Source organism: Mycobacterium sp. C31M, from assembly GCF_053345865.1.
Window position 1 is genome coordinate 97168 of the sequence record NZ_JBKFAX010000004.1, and the last position, 21231, is coordinate 118398.

Annotated in this window: 21 protein-coding genes and 1 pseudogene; 18 read left to right on the top strand and 4 right to left on the bottom strand. The window is 64.5% G+C overall.

Going from position 1 to position 21231, the window contains the following annotated elements:
• The first annotated feature begins 57 nt into the window (after positions 1 to 57).
• The 5 genes from ACLBYA_RS07535 to ACLBYA_RS07555 are packed head-to-tail and all read left to right on the top strand — an operon-like array spanning position 58 to position 4333.
• Complete coding sequence (locus ACLBYA_RS07535) at positions 58 to 1122, top strand: MlaD family protein (protein ID WP_447708759.1); 1065 nt, start codon at positions 58 to 60, stop codon at positions 1120 to 1122.
• A complete protein-coding gene (locus ACLBYA_RS07540) occupies positions 1119 to 2123 on the top strand; it encodes an MlaD family protein (protein WP_447708760.1) in 1005 nt (334 codons plus the stop codon). The genes ACLBYA_RS07535 and ACLBYA_RS07540 overlap by 4 nt, the downstream gene beginning before the upstream one ends.
• A 17-nt stretch (positions 2124 to 2140) precedes the next feature.
• A complete protein-coding gene (locus tag ACLBYA_RS07545; protein ID WP_447708761.1) occupies positions 2141 to 3250 on the top strand; it encodes an MlaD family protein in 1110 nt (369 codons plus the stop codon).
• Between the two features lie 49 nt (positions 3251 to 3299).
• Entirely contained in the window at positions 3300 to 3971 is a 672-nt protein-coding gene (locus ACLBYA_RS07550) for a hypothetical protein (RefSeq protein WP_447708762.1), read from the top strand.
• Positions 3968 to 4333 (top strand): DUF732 domain-containing protein, encoded by a 366-nt coding sequence (locus ACLBYA_RS07555; RefSeq protein ID WP_447708763.1) that lies wholly within the window; start codon positions 3968 to 3970, stop codon positions 4331 to 4333. The genes ACLBYA_RS07550 and ACLBYA_RS07555 overlap by 4 nt, the downstream gene beginning before the upstream one ends.
• 111 nt (positions 4334 to 4444) lie before the next feature.
• On the opposite strand, the gene ACLBYA_RS07560 is transcribed toward ACLBYA_RS07555, so the two are convergent.
• Complete coding sequence (locus ACLBYA_RS07560) at positions 4445 to 5290, bottom strand: HpcH/HpaI aldolase/citrate lyase family protein (RefSeq protein ID WP_447708764.1); 846 nt, start codon at positions 5288 to 5290, stop codon at positions 4445 to 4447.
• Positions 5287 to 6294, bottom strand: a complete 1008-nt coding sequence (locus tag ACLBYA_RS07565; protein WP_447709067.1) for a MaoC family dehydratase — start codon at positions 6292 to 6294, stop codon at positions 5287 to 5289. Before ACLBYA_RS07565 ends, ACLBYA_RS07560 begins: the two co-directional genes overlap by 4 nt.
• Before the next feature lie 169 nt (positions 6295 to 6463).
• On the opposite strand from ACLBYA_RS07565, the gene ACLBYA_RS07570 reads away from it, so the two are divergent.
• The 4 genes and pseudogenes from ACLBYA_RS07570 to ACLBYA_RS07585 all read left to right on the top strand — a co-directional run.
• A complete protein-coding gene (locus ACLBYA_RS07570) occupies positions 6464 to 7642 on the top strand; it encodes a CaiB/BaiF CoA transferase family protein (protein ID WP_447708765.1) in 1179 nt (392 codons plus the stop codon).
• Between the two features lie 40 nt (positions 7643 to 7682).
• Entirely contained in the window at positions 7683 to 8840 is a 1158-nt protein-coding gene (locus ACLBYA_RS07575) for an acyl-CoA dehydrogenase family protein (RefSeq protein ID WP_447708766.1), read from the top strand.
• A gap of 40 nt (positions 8841 to 8880) precedes the next feature.
• On the top strand, positions 8881 to 9411 hold the full coding sequence (locus tag ACLBYA_RS07580; protein ID WP_447708767.1) for a GntR family transcriptional regulator: 531 nt from the start codon (positions 8881 to 8883) through the stop codon (positions 9409 to 9411).
• An 89-nt stretch (positions 9412 to 9500) separates the two neighbouring features.
• Positions 9501 to 9563, top strand: a pseudogene (locus tag ACLBYA_RS07585) (hypothetical protein); the annotation flags it as partial.
• A 155-nt stretch (positions 9564 to 9718) separates the two neighbouring features.
• On the opposite strand, the gene ACLBYA_RS07590 reads toward ACLBYA_RS07585, so the two are convergent.
• Complete coding sequence (locus ACLBYA_RS07590; RefSeq protein WP_447708768.1) at positions 9719 to 9910, bottom strand: ferredoxin; 192 nt, start codon at positions 9908 to 9910, stop codon at positions 9719 to 9721.
• 209 nt (positions 9911 to 10119) lie between these two features.
• On the opposite strand from ACLBYA_RS07590, the gene ACLBYA_RS07595 reads away from it, so the two are divergent.
• From ACLBYA_RS07595 to ACLBYA_RS07635, 9 genes are read left to right on the top strand one after another with little or no spacing between them, the layout of a single operon-like run.
• Positions 10120 to 11034, top strand: coding sequence for an HpcH/HpaI aldolase/citrate lyase family protein (locus ACLBYA_RS07595; protein WP_447709068.1), 915 nt, complete (start codon positions 10120 to 10122; stop codon positions 11032 to 11034).
• A gap of 9 nt (positions 11035 to 11043) precedes the next feature.
• Complete coding sequence (locus tag ACLBYA_RS07600) at positions 11044 to 11493, top strand: MaoC family dehydratase (RefSeq protein ID WP_447708769.1); 450 nt, start codon at positions 11044 to 11046, stop codon at positions 11491 to 11493.
• Between the two features lie 47 nt (positions 11494 to 11540).
• Positions 11541 to 13478 carry an AMP-binding protein gene (locus tag ACLBYA_RS07605; RefSeq protein WP_447708770.1) on the top strand — a complete coding sequence of 646 codons (1938 nt, stop codon included), beginning with the start codon at positions 11541 to 11543 and terminating at the stop codon, positions 13476 to 13478.
• Positions 13475 to 14632, top strand: coding sequence for an acyl-CoA dehydrogenase family protein (locus ACLBYA_RS07610; RefSeq protein ID WP_447708771.1), 1158 nt, complete (start codon positions 13475 to 13477; stop codon positions 14630 to 14632). The genes ACLBYA_RS07605 and ACLBYA_RS07610 overlap by 4 nt, the downstream gene beginning before the upstream one ends.
• Positions 14633 to 14637: 5 nt before the next feature.
• Entirely contained in the window at positions 14638 to 15768 is a 1131-nt protein-coding gene (locus tag ACLBYA_RS07615; RefSeq protein WP_447708772.1) for a CaiB/BaiF CoA transferase family protein, read from the top strand.
• Positions 15769 to 15827: 59 nt separating this feature from the next.
• A complete protein-coding gene (locus ACLBYA_RS07620) occupies positions 15828 to 17351 on the top strand; it encodes an FAD-dependent oxidoreductase (RefSeq protein WP_447708773.1) in 1524 nt (507 codons plus the stop codon).
• Positions 17348 to 18142: an SDR family oxidoreductase gene (locus ACLBYA_RS07625; RefSeq protein WP_447708774.1), complete on the top strand. Its 795-nt coding sequence runs from the start codon at positions 17348 to 17350 to the stop codon at positions 18140 to 18142. The genes ACLBYA_RS07620 and ACLBYA_RS07625 overlap by 4 nt, the downstream gene beginning before the upstream one ends.
• Positions 18143 to 18202: 60 nt before the next feature.
• Positions 18203 to 19027 carry an enoyl-CoA hydratase/isomerase family protein gene (locus ACLBYA_RS07630; protein WP_447709069.1) on the top strand — a complete coding sequence of 275 codons (825 nt, stop codon included), beginning with the start codon at positions 18203 to 18205 and terminating at the stop codon, positions 19025 to 19027.
• Positions 19028 to 19031: 4 nt separating this feature from the next.
• Positions 19032 to 20420, top strand: coding sequence for a CoA-binding protein (locus ACLBYA_RS07635; protein ID WP_447708775.1), 1389 nt, complete (start codon positions 19032 to 19034; stop codon positions 20418 to 20420).
• An 11-nt stretch (positions 20421 to 20431) separates the two neighbouring features.
• Here ACLBYA_RS07635 and ACLBYA_RS07640 read toward each other — a convergent pair whose 3' ends face one another.
• Positions 20432 to 21160, bottom strand: a complete 729-nt coding sequence (locus ACLBYA_RS07640; RefSeq protein ID WP_447708776.1) for a GntR family transcriptional regulator — start codon at positions 21158 to 21160, stop codon at positions 20432 to 20434.
• Positions 21161 to 21231 lie beyond the last annotated feature (71 nt).

Below are 21231 nucleotides of genomic sequence, written 5' to 3' on the forward strand. Positions count from 1 at the left end.
TGGATGAGAGGTAGATCCCGTACTGCACTGGCGCTGCTGGCCGCCACCGTATCGGTCGTGGGCGCCACCTCGTGCAGCAGCGCATCTACGAAGGCGGCCAACGAGTACTGCGCTTTTATGTCCGACAGCGTAGGTCTGTACGCGGGCAACCATGTGACCCAGATGGGGTATCCGATTGGCGAGGTACGCCGGATCGAACCGCGGCCCACCGATGTCAAGGTCGTCTTCTCTTTGGACGAGGGAAGACCGATACCGGCGGAGGTCAGAGCAGTTACCCGATCGCCGTCGGTCCTGGCGGACCGCGCGCTCGAACTGGTGGGAAACTACGACAGTGGACCGAGACTGCAGCCCGCCGATTGTATTCCGCTGAACCAAACCGCCACGCCGCTGAGCCTTTCCGAGATCATCGGATCGGCGACCGACTTCGTGGACGCGATCAGTCCGGAGGGATCGACGAATCTCGCCGATTCGCTCAAGGGGATCGATCAGGCGATGTCGGGCCAGGGCGACCGCCTCGCCCAGGTGATGAGCCGGTCCTCGGAACTTTTGGACCATCCCGACCAGACGATTGCGCAGCTGGGGGAGATCACTCGCAATATCGCCCAACTGACCTCCATGCTGCGTGATAATCGCGCTGATCTGAAGACCATCATCATCGATATGCCCTCGGCTGCGGAGAACGGTCTGAAGGCCCTGCAGGGCGGGTATGAGTTCGATGCCCCGCTGATCGACATCATGCCGATCGTCAAAGACATCGAGCTCGAATTGGGGCCCGAGGTCCAGACCGCATTGGACGCGACAGCCGAACTGATGCGGATCGCCAGTCCGCATTACAAGGGGATCGCCAACATGTTGAACCCGTTGCCACGCTGGATCAGTGGCATCAACGGTGAACCGCCCGGTGCGACCGAGGGTGGATTCGCGAAGCGCGCAAACAATCACCCGTTCATCGTGCTGCCGTATCGGCCGCCGTTGTTCCGCATTCCGACACCCAACGGGCTGCTGGCATGTGGGGCGATGAACGCATCGGCCCCGGGCAGTTGCGCAGACATCGCCGGCAGACCGTACGCGGTTGATGTCGCTTTGTTGCAGTACGTGCTCACGGAGGCGCAGCGCCGATGAAGATTCGACTGATCGCATTGATCTTCGCCCTCGTCAGTGGCATGAGCTTGAGCGGATGCTCGAAGTTGTCGTCGCTGAATGTGGATTCGGTCCCGCTGCCGGGCCACAGTTATACGGACGGTTACGACATCGTCGCCGAGTTCGCCAATGTCCTCAATCTCCCCGACCGTGCCAAGGTGGTCATGGACGGTACGAGGGTGGGCGAGGTCGGCAAGGTCACCGAGGCAGGCACCCATGTCGACGTGACGGCCCGGATCCAGCCGGGCGTCGAGATACCGTCCAACGTCACGGCCGTCCTGCAACAGGCGACTGTGCTCGGCGATATCTACGTGGCTCTGGAGCCTCCGGCAGAAGGCACACCTCTGGCGTCGCCGCTACCCGCCGATGGCCGAATCCCGGTGGCGCAGACGATTTCTCCGCCGCAGTTGGAGGACACCATTGCCAATCTGGCGAACTTCGTCGGGAGTGGGTCGATCCAGCGGGCGCAGAACACGCTTGTGGGGCTGAACCGCATCACCCCGCCGAAGGAAGAAGTGCGCCGGGTGGTGACCCAGGTGACCACGGACCTTGATGATCTGTCCAACAATCTCGACACCGTCGACATCCTGATCAACAGCATCGAACAGACCTCGACGGTGGCCAGTACGTACACCCCGAATATGAGTTTCTGGTTCACTCCTCAAGGTGTGGACGCCTTTGAGCGCTCGACGAGCATCGCGCGCGAGGTCGGTAACCTGCTGCCGTCGATCGGCAGCATCTACAGCAGGGGATACTGGCTGGTGCCGATGTTCTCTTCGTTGGCGGACGCCATGGGGGCTGTGCGAGGAGCCAAGCACGTCGTGGAGGGTGAGTACCCTCAGTGGCGCCGGTTCATCAATGAGTTCTACCTACCGCAAGAGAAACATCCGGCGATCAATATCACCTCGATTGTCGGACCCGACGGGCGGGAATTGTCCGGCAATGTCGAGCAGGTGCTGCGGATGCTAGGAGCTGTCCCGTGATCGTAAGAGTTACTGCGGTGTTCGTTGCGTTCGCGACGATGATCGGCGGCTTCCTCTGGTACGTAGCTCAATTGGGTGTGCGGATCGGGCCGCCCGAGAACCGGACCACCCTGGTGATGGATGTCACCGACGTGAACCAGCTGGTCCCCGGCTCCAACGTGCTGTTTCGTGGGGTGCAGGTCGGCAAGGTGGACCGGATCGAGACTTCGATTTCCAATGCCACGGTGCACTTCTACGTCGACAACAACTACGCCGTTCCAGCAGACAGCCTCGTCAAACTCGAAAACCTTTCCGCGCTCGGCGAGTCGTACCTCGATCTTGAACCGCAGTCAGCCGGGGGCCCGAAGTTCCACGATGGGCAACGCATCTCCGCGGAATCGATCGTGGCGCCGAAGTCGATCTCCGACCTCGGCGGATCTGTCGTCCGCACATTGAACCAGCTCGATCCCGGCCAGCTGAAGAACGTGGTCAACCAGGCCGATGCGGCGTTGCCCGATCCGTACACAGTTCTGCCCAACCTGGAGCGCGCGGGGAACGTCCTGCACAACACGGTAACCGGGCTGAACGGCGAGGGTAAGCGCGCATTGGAAAACCTCCAGAGCTTGCTGGAGAATTCCGGATTTGTGGGCTCGCTGCTGGCGGAGTCCGGGCCGCCCCTCAGGGCCTTGGGCCCGCAGATCCAGTTGATGTGGGATGAAGCCGCCACTCCCTTCGTTCTGCGCAACAACATGCCGGGCGACCTCTATATTTTCGGCAAGTTCCTGCAACGTCTGTTGCAGTTCCTGGATGAGCGCGGACCGGACCTCAGGGTACTGACCGAGCCACTCACGCCGAACGTCCAGGCGATTGCGAGCGCGCTCAGCAATGTGGACAGCAGCCGGATCCTGACCAACTTGTTGGCGGCAACGCCCCCGGACGGCGCGATCAACCTGCACGTGACGCTTCCGCCGCACGCTGCTCAACCACCCCCCGCGGAGGCAGTGGGGCAACCGCTGCCGGCGGTCGGCGCACCTGTCCCACCGTTCGCCGAGGCACCTGTCCCACCGTTCGCCGAGGCACCTGTCCCACCGTTCGCCGAGGCACCGCTCCCTGCGGAGGCCGCGCCCGTCCCGCATGCCGGTGGCTGACATGTTCGGTCGGCGAAAGACTCAGAACAACAAGAAAGCTGATGAGGATATGAACATCACCGAGTCGCCCGCAGAGAGCGAATCAGCGGACGTCGACGACACTGCCGATGCCGAGTCGACCAGTGGCGCTGCCGACAGTGAGGAGGCCGGTGTCCGCGATGCCGACGAGACTGCGAAGGAGCGGACCGAGCCCAAGAGGCGGAGTATCTCCCTGTCTCTGCGCGGCCTATCGATCGGGTTGCTGATTGCCGTCTTGGTGGCGGCGTTGGGCGTGATGACGTGGTTGTACATCGGCGCGAACCGCGAAGCGGCCCAACAGGTCCAGCAGAATCGCGACAACCAACACGCCGAGCAGGTAGCGCTCGACTACGCTGTACGTGCGGCCGTCATGGATCACAAGGATCTGGCGCCATGGAGGCGAGCATTGGTCGAGGGCACCACCCCTGAGCTCGGTAAGAAGCTTACCGATGCCGCGACCGCGATGGAGCAGATCTTGATTCCCCTGCAGTGGTCGTCGACAGCCGAACCCATTGCCGCCAAGGTGAGATCGCACGACAACGGTGTCTACATTGTCGACGCCTTCGTCAGTGTGATGACCAGCACCGTCCAAACTCCCGATACCCTTCAATCGACCGCGACCTATGCCGTGACGATCAATCCTGCCGATGGCTGGAAGATTACCGACGTGGGTGGCATCGGACAGGTGGTAGGGGAGAAATGAGACGTCGCTTCCGGTTGGCAGTTCTCGGACTCGGGACTGCTGTCGGACTCAGCGTGGCGTCCGGCATCGCCGGAATCGGTGTCGCCAATGCCGGTGCCGATTCGTACATCGAGAAGCTCCACGAAGGCGGTATCAATACCCCACGCGGTGAGTATGAGCTCAAGGAATGGGGCTACGCGGTCTGTGCACTACGGGCGCGGGGAAAGACCCCGCGGCAGTGGGTGGAAGAAGCCATCTACGAGTCGGCACTGCATCCGCCTTACGGTCTGACCGAACAACAGGCCAACTTCATCGTCGACACCGCAATCAGGGAACTGTGCGACGATCCCGACGGGCCACCCCCGTACGAACCGAATCCTTAAGCGGATCAATCGCCTTCGTCCACCGACAGCGGGTCAGAGAGGTGGGCGGGTCGCAAGGCCTCGGCTGGGCGGACTCGCTCCGGAGGTGGCTGATGGCAGATTCGCGGACGATCAGGTACCCGCTGGGGCCTCGATCTTCGTGATGCGTTGGTAGGCCGCAACGACTCGCTCGGCGCGATCGACAACCGGCTTGTCGATCATCTTTCCGTCGACCACGGCGACAGCTCCGCCGGCGCGCGCGGCCGCGAGAACGCGCTGCGCCCAACCGAACTCGGATTCACTCGGTGAGAAGTGCTGGTTGACGACCGGTACTTGACGGGGATGGATACAGAGTTTGCCGGTGAAGCCCAGTTCGCGGCCGTAGGCCGAGTCGGCGATGATGTCTGCCGAGTCCAGAGATGTCGTGACGCCATCGATCGGACCTGACATCCCGGCTGCAGCGGCGGCCATGACGAGCCGTCCCCGTGCATACGCGAGCGCGGCGCGCGAGGCGGGGTCGACCCCGAGTTCGGTCGACAGATCGACGTTGCCGAGGGCCAGACGGACCACCTTCGGCACAGCGGCGATTTCGTGGGCCGCCTGTATACCGCGAGGAGTCTCGATCAAGGCGATGATCCGTGCCTCGGAGCAGAGGCGGTCAGCTACGCCTGCAACCGCGTCAGCGGACTCGGCCTTGGGCAAGACGAGCGTGGCATCGACCGCACACAGGGCTTCCAGTTCGGCGGTGTGCCGGTAACTGCCGACTCCGTTGATCCGCACAGCTGCGCGCCCGCCGGTGGACAGCCAGCCGATCACGTGCGCCAATGCTTGTTCTTTGGCAGCCGGCGCGACGGCGTCTTCCAGATCCAGGATCACCTGATCGGCCCCGGCGGCAACAGCCTTGCCGAAGCGGTCGGCCCGGTCGCCGGGTACAAAGAGCAAGCTCCGCGCGTGCAGGGCCGCTGAGTGCCGGCTCATGCCAGGACCGCGCTGAAGGTCCAGTCCAGCACCGGTTGTTCTGCTCCGCCGCCGGAGTTCGCGTCGGCCGTCACCCGCAGACGGGCCAGTCCACCCCCGTTCGGAAGGGGATCCAGTCCCTGGACGGTGACCACCGAGGTGATGCTGTCGTCTTCGTGCACCGGGCCGACATGATCGCAACCGGCCCAGCCGCTGACTGTCACCATTGCCGGCAGGGCGCGGACCGTTTGATTCAGGGCCAGGCCGATCGTGTGGCCGCCGTAGACCAGACGGGCACCGCCCGCTGCGGCCGCGTCGTGATGGACTTTCGCGAGGTTGCCGGTCAGCCGAGCCAACTCCGGGGCCGACGAGACCACTTCGGCCCCTTCGACAATCCAGGACTGCCCCTCGTGTAGATCCGCGAAGTGTGGGCCGGACACGAGGTCTTTGAAACGGCTGAGATTCCAGTCGGAGATACCCGCTGTCAGGTCGGCGAGCGCTGACTGACGGCCGATGGCGGCGAGGTCGTCGCGCGGTGCCGCGGGGGCGTCGCCCGAGGACATCGGCAGCATCGCGCAGCGCCAGTATTCCAACACAACACGGCCGTCTTGGTCGGTGGTCACGATGTGCAGCGCGGCCAGTCCCGTCGGTTGCCTGTCGGCACGGCGAGTGTTCGCCTTGAGTCCGTCGACGGTGGTGACCGTGGAGAGGGTGTCACCGATCACCGGGTATCGCCGAAATGCCAAACCACGGTAGAACAGGTTGGCCTTGACGTGTTGGGTCACCGTCGTCGATTGGCCGATGGACGTATCCCACACCACGGCCGGCGGGACCAAACGCTTGCGTCCGGTCACCTCTTCCGCGAGCGTGTCGTCCAGGAACAGCCGGAGCCGGTTGCCGACGATTGCGCGGTGGGACGCCACCAGGCCTTCCGTAAGGGTGACCGCAGGAGAATCCGCGAACACCAAGCCGACCTTGAGTTCGTCAAAATAAGGCCCACGCACACGGGTGGTCACGACTGTCATGCTGCTCCAAGAGGTTGTCCGCTGAACAATTCGCAAGAATGATACGGCCAAATATCCGCGCTGAATACGCAAGTGACGTAGGACTTATTGCCTGTCGCAGGCATCTCGCTCATGTAGTAGAGTCAATTGGCCGTACATTTAAACACCTGACCATGGGGAGTCCATCCTGATGCAACCGCTCGCCGGCATCACCGTCGTGAGTTTGGAGCAGGCGGTCGCTGCTCCGTTCGCAAGTCGCCAGCTCGCAGATCTCGGCGCGCGGGTGATCAAGATCGAGCGTCCTGATGGAGGCGATTTCGCGCGTAACTACGACGAGACAGTCCTCGGCGAGTCGAGCTACTTCGTCTGGCTGAACCGGTCGAAGGAGTCATTGACACTTGACGTCAAGAGTTCCGCGGGCTCAGAAATCCTCCACAAGCTGCTTGCTGATGCCGACGTCCTGCTCAACAACCTGGGTCCGGGTGCGATGACTCGGCTCGGCCTGGACTCGGTGACCCTTGCCGGAAGTTATCCGCAGCTGGTGCATGCCACCATCTCCGGTTTCGGTACCACCGGTGACTGTGCTCACCGCAAGGCCTACGACATGCTCGTCCAAGCCGAGGCCGGCCTGATGTCGATCACCGGGGAGCTCGAACGCGGTGTCCGGGTTGGGATCTCGGTGGCGGACATCGCCGCGGGAATGTACGCCTACTCGGGTATCCTGACCGCCCTGCTGCACCGGGCCAATACCGGTGTGGCACTGCCACTCGAGGTGACCCTCTTCGAGGCGCTGGCCGAATGGATGGGCAATCCGGCGTACTACACCATGTATGGCGGCGTCGCTCCGCAGCGAGTCGGCGCAGAGCACGCCAGCATCGCCCCATATGGCCCATTCACCACGGCCGAGGGACACACGATCGTCCTGTCCGTGCAGAGTCCCCGCGAGTGGAAGGCATTCTGCCAGGAGGTCATGGCCGATCCGCAGCTGACGACATGCGAATCGTTCTCGACCAACGCCCGGCGTTGCGCGAACCGGGCCAAGTTGAACGCTGCGGTCGCCCGGCGTTTCGCCGAGCTTTCGACCGCCGAGGCATCCGCCGTATTGGAGAAAGCATCGATCGCCCACGCACGAGTGAATTCCATGCAGGAATTCACCGAGCATCCCGCACTGTCGTCACGCGGGCGCTGGACGACAGTCGGGTGTCCAGGCGGTGAGATCCGGGCTCTGATCCCGCCAGTGACCCTCGGCGGTGTCGAGGCGCGGATGGATCCGGTGCCGGCGATCGGCCAGCACACCGACGCCATCCTCGCCGAGCTCGGTTACTCCGGGGACGCCATCGCCGACCTGCGCGCCGCCGGCGCGCTCTGACCGCACAGACATCGTTACGTGACAGAGGAAAGGCAGCACGATGACAGTGTTGAACAACGAAGAACAGATGCTGGTGAAGGTGGTGCACGACTGGGTCAACAGTGAGGTCAAACCGGTTGTGCAGCAGATGGAACACGCCAATGAGTACCCCGAGCGCCTCATCGAGGAGATGAAGGAACTCGGCATCTACGGACTGGCGATCGGCGAAGAGTACGGAAGCGCACCGGTGTCCATGCCGTGTTACGTGGAGGTCACCGCCGAGCTTGCTCGGGGCTGGATGAGCTTGGCCGGCGCGATGGGCGGCCACACCGTCGTCGCAAAGCTGTTGTCGCAGTTCGGCACAGAGGAGCAGAAGCAGCGCTATCTGCCCAAGATGGCCACCGGCGAGATTCGTGCAACGATGGCACTGACGGAGCCGGGCGGCGGCTCCGACCTGCAGGCCATGCGCACAACTGCCACGAAGGACGGTGAGGAGTTCGTCGTCACCGGTTCGAAGACGTGGATCAGCAACGCCCGCCGTTCGCAGCTGATCGCCCTCCTCTGCAAGACCGATCCGACCGCTTCGCCGGCGCACCAGGGGATATCGGTGCTGCTGGTCGAACACGGTCCGGGGCTCACAGTGTCCCGCGACCTGTCCAAGCTCGGCTATAAGGGTGTCGAGGCTTGTGAACTGGCATTCGACAATTACCGGGCGCCGATTTCGTCGGTGTTGGGCGCCGTGGAGGGCAAGGGCTTCGGCCAGATGATGAAGGGGTTGGAGACCGGTCGCATCCAGGTGGCGGCACGAGCGCTCGGCGTGGCGCAGGCGGCGTTCGATGACTCGCTGGCCTACGCCCAGGAGCGCGAGAGCTTCGGCAAGCCGATCTGGAAGCACCAATCGGTCGGGAACTACCTGGCGGACATGGCCACGAAATTGACGGCAGCGCGTCAATTGACGATGTACGCGGCCGAACTCTATGACAGCGGCGCGCGGGTTGACATGGAAGCGGGGATGGCCAAGCTGTTCGCCTCGGAGGTGGGTATGGAGATCGCGCTCAACGCGGTCCGCATTCACGGCGGCTATGGATACTCCACCGAGTACGACGTGGAGCGTTACTTCAGGGACGCCCCGCTGATGATCGTCGGGGAGGGGACCAACGAGATACAACGCAACGTCATCGCTGCTCAACTCGTCGCGCGGTGTCGTACTCGCTCATGATCGCCCTCGGTAGGCTAGTTCGTCTGCGCTAACCTGCGAAATGAGCGAGGGCCAGCTCCGCGTGACGTCGAACAGTTCCAGCACCTCCCGCGATCGCGCGGCAAGTGGGCCATCTGCTTCGCGCGGCAAGTGGGCTGCTTACCCGGTCCTCGCAGACGAACTGCGGGCCGCGATCCGCCTTCAGGAATACTCACGCACGCGACAACTACCCACCGAAGCCACCCTTGCGTCGGAACACAGCCTCAGCCGTCAAACAGTCCGTCGAGCCTATCTGGAGCTGGTCACCCGAAGGCTTGTCGCTCGGATTCCCGGGCGTGGCACGTTCGTGGCGGATACCGAGCTGAAATACCTACCACTGTTCGGCTCCCGGGAAGACCTCATGGGCTTGGCCGCCGATACAACGGTCGAAATCGTGCGTCCGCTCGGGCGGAAGGTCGACGTAGAAGCGGCGGCGCGCCTCGGGCTGGACAACGACATTGTCCACACCGTGAGCTATGTGCGATCGCATCAAGGTATACCGTTCGGTCGGACTACCGTGAGCCTTTCTCCTGCGGTAGCGTCGCTGCCCTGAATTCGTCGAGCTGGAAACTCCCAAGCCGCTGACTGTAAATCGGCCTCTTGGAGAACCGGCTTGCGGATCCCATCGCCGAAGCTCGGCAGATGATATCGGCCATCGCGGTCGATGATCGGATAGTCGAGGTTCTCGGCTGCGAACTGGGCAGGCCGATCCTGCGTATCGACCGAGTGTTCGTCAGTGCAGCGGGCGAACCAGTCGAGCTCTCGGTCGGCGGCCCGACCGGCCGGCCGGACCGCGAAGTTGGTCGTCAAGATCGCGGCCGACATCTGGCTGTAGTTGCCGGATCTCGGCTGCAGCCGGTTCAGGCCGTGACCGTGATCGCCTGCACGGGGCACATGCCGCGAGCCTTCATCACCTTCTCCCGTAGCTCCTCGGAAGGCTGCTCCTGGAGCACGGTGAGCGTGTCGTCGTCCCCGACCTCAAAGACCTCCGGGGCGGCGCCCATACACAGCGCGTGACTCTCGCACGCTGTCCAGTCGACGCTGATCTTCATTCGAATCTTCCTCCGCCCATGGTGCACCTTCGATAATATATTATGGTACATCGAGATCTGATGTGCGCTGCGGGCAAGGGATCCCTTCGGGAGAGGGGGAGATGGCGAACGCAGAAAGTAATGCAGGGTCCGTGGCGGCTGTGACGTGGTACATCTTGCCAGAAAGCCGCATGATATATAATGTTTTATCTTGGAAGGAGGTAACCCCTATGAAACCGCTCAGGTCCCTACTTTTCGTTCCCGGTCACCGGCCCGGATGGGTGGACAAGGCCGTCGCCAGTGGCGTCGACGGAATCATCTTGGATCTCGAGGATTCGGTGCCCGATGGCCTCAAGGCCGAAGCTCGGACGGAGGTGGCGCGGTCGATCAGTCGGCTGACCGAGCAGGGTTCGCCGGTTGCCGTATACGTCCGGATCAACCCGCTCGACACCGGCCTGAGCGGCGATGATATCGAAGCCGTTGCCCGGCCCGGTCTGAATGGGCTTGCACTGCCGAAGCTTTCGGGTCCCGCCGACATCATCCGCTACGACGCGTTGCTGACACACTTCGAGGCGCGCGGCGGCCTGGAAGCCGGATCGGCAGAGTTCATCTGCAATCTGGAAACAGCCGAGTCGTACGCGACATGCGAACAGATCGCGGCCGCGTCCCCTCGCGTCGCCACGCTGTTCGCCGGGACCGCGCGTGACGCCGACGTGTCCCGTTCCATCGGCTTCCGATTCACACCCGAGGGGCAGGAGACGCTGTACCTGCGCAGTCGCGCCGTGCTCGCCGCGCGGGCCAACGGGCTCGAATTCCCGCTCGTCGGGGTCTGGCAGGACCTGACCGATATCGAGGGTGCCCGTCGCTTCGCCGAGTACAACCGCGATCTCGGTTTCCGCGGCCAGGTCCTCATCCATCCCTCACACGTCGCGATCGCCAACGAGGTCTTCAGTCCCACGCCGTTCGAAGTCAAGTTCTACGAGGGCATGGTCGATGCGTTCGTCGAAGCCGAGCGCGACGGGCGCGCGGCAATTGTCTACGAGGGCATGCACATCGACTACGCGCACATCAAGACCGCGCGGCAGGTGTTGGCCTTCCGCGACCAACTCGACCAATCCGCCACTCTGTCGGCTATCGGCAGCTGAAAGGACGTTATGCCCGGCCTCTATTTCGAAGAGTTCGAAACCGGTTTGGTGATCGAACACGCGTCGCGCCGAACGGTGACCGAGACCGACAACATTCTGTTTTGTTCGATGACGCTCAACCTCGCACCGCTGCATCTTGATGCCGAGTATGCCAAGGACAGCATCTATGGCCAGCGCCTGGTGAACAGCTTGTTCATCCTGGGCTTGGTCACCGGGATCACCGTCCCGGACACAACACAGGGAACGACACTAGGGAACCTGGGGTTCGAAGAGGTCAAGTTCCCCAAGCCGGTATTCCACGGCGACACGATTCGCGTGCGCACCGAGATCACTGGAAAACGGGAATCGAAGAGCCGCAACGATTCTGGAATAGTGTTCTTTCGGCATTACGGCATCAACCAGCGTGACGAGATCGTATGTGATTGTGCACGTGCGGGTCTCATGCTCAAGAAGCCCTGATTCACACCCGACAAATGTCGTCGACATGCCCACGGTGGGGAGCCGGAATGTTTGCCGTTCCGCAGGATCCCGAATGGATCCCCGAACAGGCTCAACTGGAGCGCAGTCGGCTCCTTGCCGCGATGCGCTCCTGGGGGTTCCCGTCCCTTGAAGCGCTGCATCGCGCGTCGGTCGACGATGCCGACTGGTTCTGGCGAGCCGTGGTGGACGACTTGGACATCGGATTCACAGCACCGTTCCAGGCGGTACGGGACGCCTCCGCCGGCACCGCATTGCCGCAATGGTTCGTGGGTGGACGGTTGAACGTGTTCGACCTGTGCTGCCATCGGCATGCGGCGGGCGAATACGCCGGAAAGCCGGCGGTGGTCTTCGAGGGCGACGACGGCCGCAGCCGCCAACTCACGTATGCCGAACTCGACGAAGAAGTGACCCGCTTGGCCGCCAACCTGATCGCCCGCGACATCGGGGCCGGAGACCGGGTGGTGTTGTTCCTCCCGGTCGTCCCCGAAGCCGTCGTCGCGTTCCTGGCCTGCGCGGCGATAGGTGCGATCTCGGTGCCGGCGTTCACCGGCTACGGCGCGGAGGCGCTCGCGATCCGGTTGCAACAGTCCGAAGCCAAAGCCATGGTGACGGCCGACACGACGACACGGCGTGGAAAAACCGTGCGGCTCAAGCAGGTCGCCGATGAGGCGATGCGAGCCGCACCGGCCGTCGACCTTTGCGTGGTGGTGGCTCACACCCAAGACCCGGTAGAGATGCGGGCGGACCGTGACGTCTATTGGCACGACCTGGATTCCAGCCTGCCGCCGGTCCCGGTCGTCGATGTAGAGAGCAACGAAGCACTGACGATCATCTACACCTCGGGTACGACCGGCGCGCCGAAGGGGATCGTGCACTCGCACGCGGGATTCGCCGTCAAGGCGGCTGTCGACTTCGCCTACGGATTCGATATCCACCCCGACGACGTGATCGCGTGGACGGCAGACATGGGGTGGATGCTCGGCCCGTTGCTCATCATGGGTGGCCTGCAACTCGGCGCGACGATCGTGCTGGTAGAGGGCGTTCCTGACCATCCCGAACCGACCCGGTTGTGGGACCTCGCCGAGCGGCACGGGGTGACCTTCCTCGGCATCGCCCCGACCGCGGCGCGCCTGCTCAAGAGGATCGGCGCCGTGCCTGCCCGTCCGTTGACGTCGGTACGCGCGTTCGGGTCGACGGGCGAGGCCTGGGACGACATCACCTGGCGCTGGCTGTTCGACGAGGTCGGTGGTGGGCGCCGGCCGATCGTCAACTACAGCGGCGGGACCGAGACCGGCGGCGGAATCCTGGTCAGCTACCCCTTTCTCCCGGCTACCGCATCGAGCTTCAACGGCCCGCTGCCCGGTATGGACGTTGCGGTGCTGGACGACAACGGCCGACCGGTGACCGGCGAGGTCGGGGAACTCGCCGTGCGCAATACCTGGCCGGGTATGACCCACGCGTTCTGGCGGGACACCGACCGTTACCTGAAAACGTACTGGTCCCGATGGGATGGCATCTGGGTGCACGGCGACCTGGCCAGCATCGATCCTGATGGCACCTGGCGCGTGCACGGACGCTCCGACGACACGATCAAGGTCTCAGGCCGGCGAATCGGGCCTGCCGAGGTCGAGGCTGCACTGCTGCGTGACCCGCGGATCGTCGAGGCCGCCGTGATCGGCATGCCGGACGAACTGCGGGGACAGCGGCTCGTGGCCTTCGTGGTCCCTCGCGACGACAGCGTGACAGCAGGAGCGTTGTCCGAGCAGGCAATCCAGAATGTCGGCAAGTCGTTCGCACCGACACTGCACGTCGTGCGGGGCCTCCCGAAGACGAAGAACGGAAAAATCATGCGTCGCGTCATCCGGTCGCGACATCTCGGGGAAGAACAGGCCGATCTCTCGGCCCTCGACCCGTCCATACCGATCGACGATATTCCAACCTATGAGAAAGCAGGCACGTCATGACCGACCCGGGTGACCTCGAGCTGATCCGCAAGAGCGCCGGCGACCTAGCGCGCAGATTCGACCTGGAGTACTGGCGGGACAAGGACAAGAACCACGCCTACCCGTGGGAATTCGTCAACGCCTTCGCCGAAGGCGGCTGGCTCGGCGCCATGGTGCCGACGGAATACGGTGGTTTGGGCCTGGGGCTGACCGAATCCGCGATCATGCTGCACGAAGTCGCCGCATCGGGGGCCGGCACCTCCGGTGCGTCGGCCGTCCACTTCTACATCTTCCCACCCGGCCCCATCATCCGGCATGGCTCGGAGGAGATGAAGCGCAAGTACCTCCCGGAGATCGCTGCCGGCAAGTTGCTGATGGCCTTCGGCGTCACCGAACCCAACGCGGGGGTCGACACCTCCCGGATCACCACCAAGGCGACCAGGAAAGACGGTGGTTGGGTTATCAACGGGCAGAAGACGTGGATCACCAACGCCCAGAACGCCAAGCGCATCCTGGTGCTGGCACGGACCTCGCCGCGGTCCGAGGAGCGCCCGATGGACGGCATGACTCTGTTCTTCGCCAACTTCGATCGCGAGCGAATCACGGTGCGCGAGATCGAGAAACTCGGCCGGTCGGCGATCGACTCGAATGAACTGTTCATCGACAACCTCGAGGTGTCCGACGACGAGGTCGTCGGTGAGGTCGGCAAAGGCTTCTACTACCTGCTCGACGGGCTCAACCCGGAACGCATCGTCGTGGCTGCGGAGCAGGTCGGACTCGGCCGTGCCGCCTTGGAGATCGCCACGAAGTACGCCAACGAGCGGGTCATCTTCGATCGGCCGATCGGCAAGAACCAGGCGGTCGCCCACCCACTGGCCGATTCCTGGATCCGGCTGATGGCCGCGGAGCAGATGGCGATGAAGGCCGCGGCACTGTTCGACGCCGGCGAATCCTGCGGCCCGGAGGCCAATGCCGCGAAGTTTCTGGGCACGGAGGCCGGTTTCCAGGCCTGCGACCGCGCCATGCAGACACTCGGCGGATACTCCTATGCCAAGGAGTATCACGTGGAACGGTTCTGGCGTGAGTCCCGCCTGCTGAAGATCGCGCCGGTTTCGCAGGAGATGGTGCTCAACTTCATCTCCACCAAGGTGCTCGGGCTGCCGAAGTCATACTAGAGGCCGTGACTGGCCCACTGAGCGGACTGAAGATCGTCGCCCTGGCTGGATTGGGCCCGGGCCCTTTCGCCTGCATGCTGCTCGCCGACATGGGAGCCGATGTCGTCCGGGTGGTGAAGCCGGGCGATACCGGTTCTCGGTATTCGCCACCGCCCGAACAGGACGTGGTGAACCGCGGTACCCAGTTCGTCGTGGTAGATCTGAAATCGGCTGCGGGCGTAGAACAGGTGCTGCGACTCGCCGCCCAGGCGGACGTGTTCATCGAGGGATTCCGGCCCGGTGTCATCGAGCGGATGGGCGTCGGGCCGGAGGTCCTGCACCGTGCGAACCCGGGCCTGGTCGTGGCACGGCTGACGGGATACGGGCAAGACGGCGCGTTGATGCGCAAGGCCGGCCACGACATCAACTACGTCGCCCAGTCCGGTGTCCTGCACATGCTCCGGCCTGCCGACGGTCCGCCGGTGCCGCCGCTGAATCTCCTCGGGGACTACGGCGGAGGCGCCGTGGCGGCGCTCGGCATCGTGGCCGCCGTGCTGCAGGCCCGCATGACCGGGATCGGCCAGGTTGTGGACGCGGCGATGATCGACAGTGTTGCGATATTCGGCGCCAAGCTCCAGGGTTTGCGTGCCGCTGGGCTTTTCGGTGACGTCCCGGGCAGTAGCTTCCTTGCCGGCGGCGCTCCCCATTACCGCGCGTATGAGTGCGCTGACGGCCGGTATCTGGCAGTCGGGGCACTGGAACCGCAGTTCTACGCGGCCTTCCTGGACGGCCTCGGGGTCGACGTCGCCGGCTTTCCCGACCGGAATGAACCTGCCGCGTGGCCGGACCTGAGTGCTGCTATCGCCGAGGTGATGGTCACGCGATCCCGCGACGAGTGGCTCCGGATCTACGACGGCACCGACGCGTGTGTCAGCCCGGTTCTCACGTACGACGAGGTCGCCGCGGACCGGCACAACGAGGCACGCGGGCTCTACGAAGACGTGGAAGGCGTCCTGCACCCGGCGCCCGCCCCGCGGTTCGACAGGACACCCTCACGGCGGCCGCAACCCTCGTCGAGGACGCCCAGCGACGTCGAGGCGATCGTCAAGCAGTGGGAACGGCACCCGCGGGGCCGTCATATCTCGTATAATATATAATCGTGCGGGTCTGATGATCATGTGCACTCTGCTGCACGTCGAGATGAAGAGGTTTCGCGGTGGCCGATCGAGAAGTTGACGTTGTCGTTGTGGGTGCCGGGGTAGCCGGTGCCGCAGTGGCCCTTGCCGCCCACCGGGGCGGGGCGGAGGTCCTCGTTCTCGAGAAGCAGACCCCTGAGCGACACACACCCAACGTACGCATGTCCGGCGGGTGGGTGATGACCTTCACCGACGCGGCCGGTGGCCGTGACTATCTCGCGGGCTGCAGCGGTGGGATCGTCGATGAGGCACTCTTCGAGCCGTGGGCCGAACGGGCTGTGCACGTCGAGAAGTGGCTGGAGGACCTCGGCGTCTCACTGGAGCTCGCCGATCCCGAGACATGGGGACTGAGTCGCGGTCGTGGCGGTGCGCCGACCTGGGCCGAATTCCCCAATGTCGCAGGATCATCGTCGGTCCGGGCCGGCCAGGCGTACACCACGCTGCCCGCTCCCTTCGCCGGGGCGGGCCATCAGATGAAAGCCACCGGCAAGGTCACCGCCGGTGAGGCCATCTATCGCGGTCTCATGCACGCCTTGCTGAAGGAGGAAATCGAGATCTCCTGGGGTACCGCACCCACCACGCTCATCCAGGACGCCGGGACGCCGGGCCGGGTGCGCGGTGTCGATGTCGGTGGGTCACAGATCCTGGCGCGCCGCGGAGTTGTGTTGGCCGCCGGTGGGTTCGGCGCGAACCCCGAGATGATCCGCCAGTTCCTCTCCGTGCCCAACACCAAGTTCTACGGAAACCCCGGCAACGACGGCAGTGGCATCAAGCTCGCCATGTCGGCAGGCGCCGATCTGGTGCACATGAACCGGATGGTCGGCCGGGGGATCGCTGCCTTCACCCTTGAAGATGGCCAGGAGATGGGCTTCATGGTCATCCTGCACGGCGGCGGTTATGTGCTCTGCGATCAATCGGGTAACCGGTACTGGGATGAGTACGACCTGGCGCAGCAGAGCCACGCGTTCTACTACCAGATGGAGCAGTTCGACCAGGACCGAGTGGGCTACACTCGCTCACCCTCCTATCTGATCTTCGACGAGCGACGGCGCTCCGCCGGTCCGATCACCTATCACGACCGCGGCGCATCGGCGTTCGGGATCTACGACTGGAGCATGGACAACCGGGCCGAGATCGATGCCGGCTGGATTGCGAGCGGGACCACCCCGGGTGCGGCGGCCGAGGCGGCCGGCATCGCTGACGGTCGCGCCGTGGACGCTGCCGTCGCCGCCTACAACGATGCGATCGCTGCTGGGACAACGGATCCGGTCGGGCGTCCACCCGAAACCATGATCCCGTTGGACCAGCCGCCGTACTACTGCCTCCCGCTGTACTGCGGAGGCCCGTACACCACCGGTGGTCCGCGGCGCGATGTGCTCGGCCGGGTGCTGCATGTCACCGGCGAACCCATTCCCGGCCTGTTCAGCGCGGGCGAGATGGGCCAGGCGGTGGGTCTGCTCTATCCGACATCGGGTGCGTCGATCACCGAAGCCATCTGTCTGGGCGAGATCACCGGCGAGTACCTGGCGGGGACGCAGCGGTGACGCAGCGATCGGGAGTGCCCGGCGACCTGTTCGACGTCTCCGGTCGCACAGTTCTGGTGACCGGCGGGACCAAGGGCATCGGACGCGCGATCGCCGAAGGCTTCGTCCGGGCCGGCGCGCACGTGATCATCTGTTCGCGCCACGCCGATGAGTGCGAGGGCGTCGCATCGGAGATGGCGCAGCACGGCCGATGCCAGGCGATACCAGCCGATCTCGGCACGGTGCAGGGTTGCCGGGACTTGGCCGCCGCGGTCGCACAGGAAGTCCCGAAGCTGGATGTCCTCGTCAACAACGCCGGGGCGATCTGGGTGGAGAAGCTGGCCGACTACCCTGAATCGGGCTGGGACAAGATCTATGACCTCAACGTCAAGGGTGTCTTCTATCTGGTCCAGGCCGTACTGCCGCTGCTGTACGCCGCGGCGGACCCGTCCCATCCCGCCCGCATCATCAACATCGGGTCGATCGACGCCTATCACGTTCCGGACCACGAGACCTACGCCTATTCGTCCTCCAAGGCGGCGGTCCATCACCTGAGCCGCCACCTCGCCGCCCGGCTGGCACCCGAGGCGATCACCGTGAACACCATTGCGCCGGGCCGGTTCCGCAGCCGGATGCTGGAGCGGGCGATCGAGAAAGAGGGTGAGAAGCCGCTGCTGGCTCCGATCCCGTTGAACCGCTTCGGGGAGGACGACGACCTGGCCGGCACGGCCATCTACCTTGCCTCGCGGGCCGGCTCCTTTGTCACCGGTGCGGTACTGCCCGTCGACGGCGGCCACTCGACGCTGCTGTAAGGCAGTAAAAGTAATGGCATACAACAAGATCCGAATATCCATCGATAAGGAGCCACCGTGCTGAACACGTACCGCGAGAAGTTTTCCGGCTTGAAGTTCGAGAACAACCAGCCCGGGGTTCTCGAGGTGATCTTCGACGGCCCGAACCTCAACGCGGTCACCGAGGTGACCCACGCGGACATTCCCGCGATCTGGCCCGTCATCGACCGCGATCCCGAGGTGCGTGCTGTCATCGTCCGAGGCGCGGGCAAGGCCTTCTCGGCCGGGGGAGACTTCGGTCTGATCGACCGCCAGATCGAGGATTACGGGTACCGCATGCGGATCATGCGTGAGTCGCGGGAACTGTTCTACAACATCCTCGGCTGCAGCAAACCGATCATCTCGGCGATCCACGGTCCCGCCGTGGGCGCGGGCCTGGTGGTGGCGCTGATGGCGGACATCTCGATCGCGGCTCACGACGCCCGCATCATCGACGGGCATACCCGCCTCGGAGTCGCGGCCGGTGACCACGCGGTGGTCTGGCCGCTGATGTGTGGGATGCCCAAGGCGAAGTATCTGCTGCTCACCTGCAAGGAGATCTCCGGGCAGGCGGCGGCCGATGCCGGGTTGGTCTCGCTGTCGGTTCCCAAGGAGGAACTGCTCGAGAAGGCACGCGAGATCGCCGGCGAACTCAGTAGCGGGGCGCAAGAGGCGATCCGATGGACCAAGTACTCGTTGAACCAGTGGTACCGCCAGAGCGGCCCGATCTTCGACGTGTCGCTGGGGTTGGAGTTTCTCGGGTTCGGCGGCCCCGAGGTCGTCGAGGGCGTCAGCTCGCACCGCGAGCGTCGGAAGCCTGTCTTCCCCACCGGGCTCGCGTCCGACCCATCCTCGGCAGAGAGCTGACCCGATGCCTCGGTCGCTCCCGGAGTTGCTGTTCGAGCCCCGCAGTGTGGTCGTGTACGGCGCGTCGTCGGACCCGGACAAGTTGTCCGGGCGCCCGCTCGACTACCTCAAGAAGTTCGGCTACCCGGGCCGGATCCTCGCGGTGAACCCACGCCGAGACGTCGTGCAGGGTGTCCCGTCCTACCGCTCGGTGAACGAGATTTCCGGTGAGATCGATCTGGCCGTCATCGTGGTGCCGGCCGAAGCAGTGCCCGACGCGATCGCCGCCTGCGCGGAGCGCGGTGTCGGTGCCGCGATCGTCTTCGCGTCCGGGTTCGCGGAAAGCGCAGACCGGGAACAGCTGCAGCGGCAGATCGCAAGCGCAGCCGGGGAGGGCGGCATGCGACTGCTGGGGCCGAACTGCCTGGGCGCGTTCTCCGAACCGCACCGGGCGTTCGCGACCTTCTCGACCGCCTTCGACGTTGAGGGCCGCCGCCCCGACAGCCCTATCGCCTTCGCCTCCCAGAGTGGCGCCGTCGGCACCTTCACCTACAGCGCGATGACGGACTACCGACTGGGTGTGCGCTACTTCGTCAACACCGGCAACGAGGCAGATGTCACCGCCGTCGAGGTGCTCACCGCGCTGGTCGACGCCGACGACATCGAGGTTCTCCTATGCCATATGGAGGGCTTCCGTGATCCGGCGGCATTGGACGATCTCGCGAGCCGCGCTGTCGCCGCGAACAAACCGTTCATCGTCCTCAAGGCCGGCCGAACCGCCGTAGGACGCCGCGCCATCGCCGCGCATACCGCCAGCCCGGGCGGAGACGATGCCGAGTTCGACGCAATTCTCCAGCGGCATGGCGCAATTCGGGTCGCCGGGATGGAGGAGATGGCCGATACCGCCCTCATCTTCGCCGCCGGCCGGCGGCCGAGGGGGCGCAGGGTCAGCATCGTCACCCTCAGCGGCGGGGCCGGAGCACTCGCCGCGGATGCGGCAACCGACGTCGGTCTCGTGGTGGAAGGGTGGGGCGAGGTCCCGCGAGACAAACTTGCGGACCGATTGCCGTACTTTGCATCCACATTGAATCCGGTGGATATCACTGGCGCCATGATCAACGACGTCGGCATCCTTGACGCTGCCCTCGACGTGGCGTGTGCCGCCGACGAGACTGACATGGTGCTCCTGGTCCTGGGTAATGCCGACAAGGCGGCACCTCGGGTGATCGAGACGGTGCACAGGGCCTGGCAGCGCACCGACAAACCGTTCGTGGTCGCCTGGACGGGCGGCTCGGGCGAGGCACGCAGCGATCTGCTGGCGCTCGGTATCCCGACCTACTCGGATCCGCTGCGCGGCGTCCGAGCGCTGGGACTGCTCACGCGGTTCAGTCTGCTCGCCTCCAACCGAAGGTGAGGGGCTCTGTGCTAGTCCCGCGCGAGGTCGGCGGTGCCGTTCGTCGTCCGCTTGGCGGCGGCGAAGGTGCCGAGCTTGTCCAGGTTCTGCACCACGAATTCGCCCTCCTGCAAGATGTGGTCCCGCATCAGGATGCGGGCCGAGCGGGCGTCCCGGGTGCGGAGGGCGTCGACGATCTCCGGATGGATGTCCACGGTGGCGTCGACCTGGTCGGAGAAGGCTGCGTAGAAACGGTTCGGGAGGTAGCGCACGATGGTGCCCAGCAGCATGGCCAGGCGATGCGAGTCGGCCGACCTGTTGATCAGCCGGTGGAACTCGTGCCCGAGTCGTTCCAGGGTGGCGGCGTCGCCGGCCTTCACCGCGCGTCGGTGATCGGCATTCAGTTGCTCGAGGCGCTCGATGTCAGCGTCGCTGATTCGCTTCGCGGCGCGGGCCGCCAGCTTGCCGGCGATCAGGGCTTGCACCCAGAAGAGATCCTTGACGTCCTGCCGGGAGAACGCGGCCACCACGAACCCTCGTCGAGGCAGCTGTTCGACCAGACCCTCGCCCCGTAGGATGAGCAGACCCTCGCGGACCGGTGTATTGCTCACCCCGAGTGCGGCTGAGATCGGTTCCAGGCGCAGGAATTCGCCCTGTTTGATCTGACCCGACAGAATGAGTTCGCGAAGATAAGCGGCAACCTCCTGGGGAAGCTGCTGGTGCTGATCGGCTCCGGTGCCGGGCGGCGAAACTCGGACCATCTGTGATCTCCTAAGGCGGTCCAAAGTCAGAACGGCGCATAATGTGTGATCCGCGAACGAGAGCGTTGCGC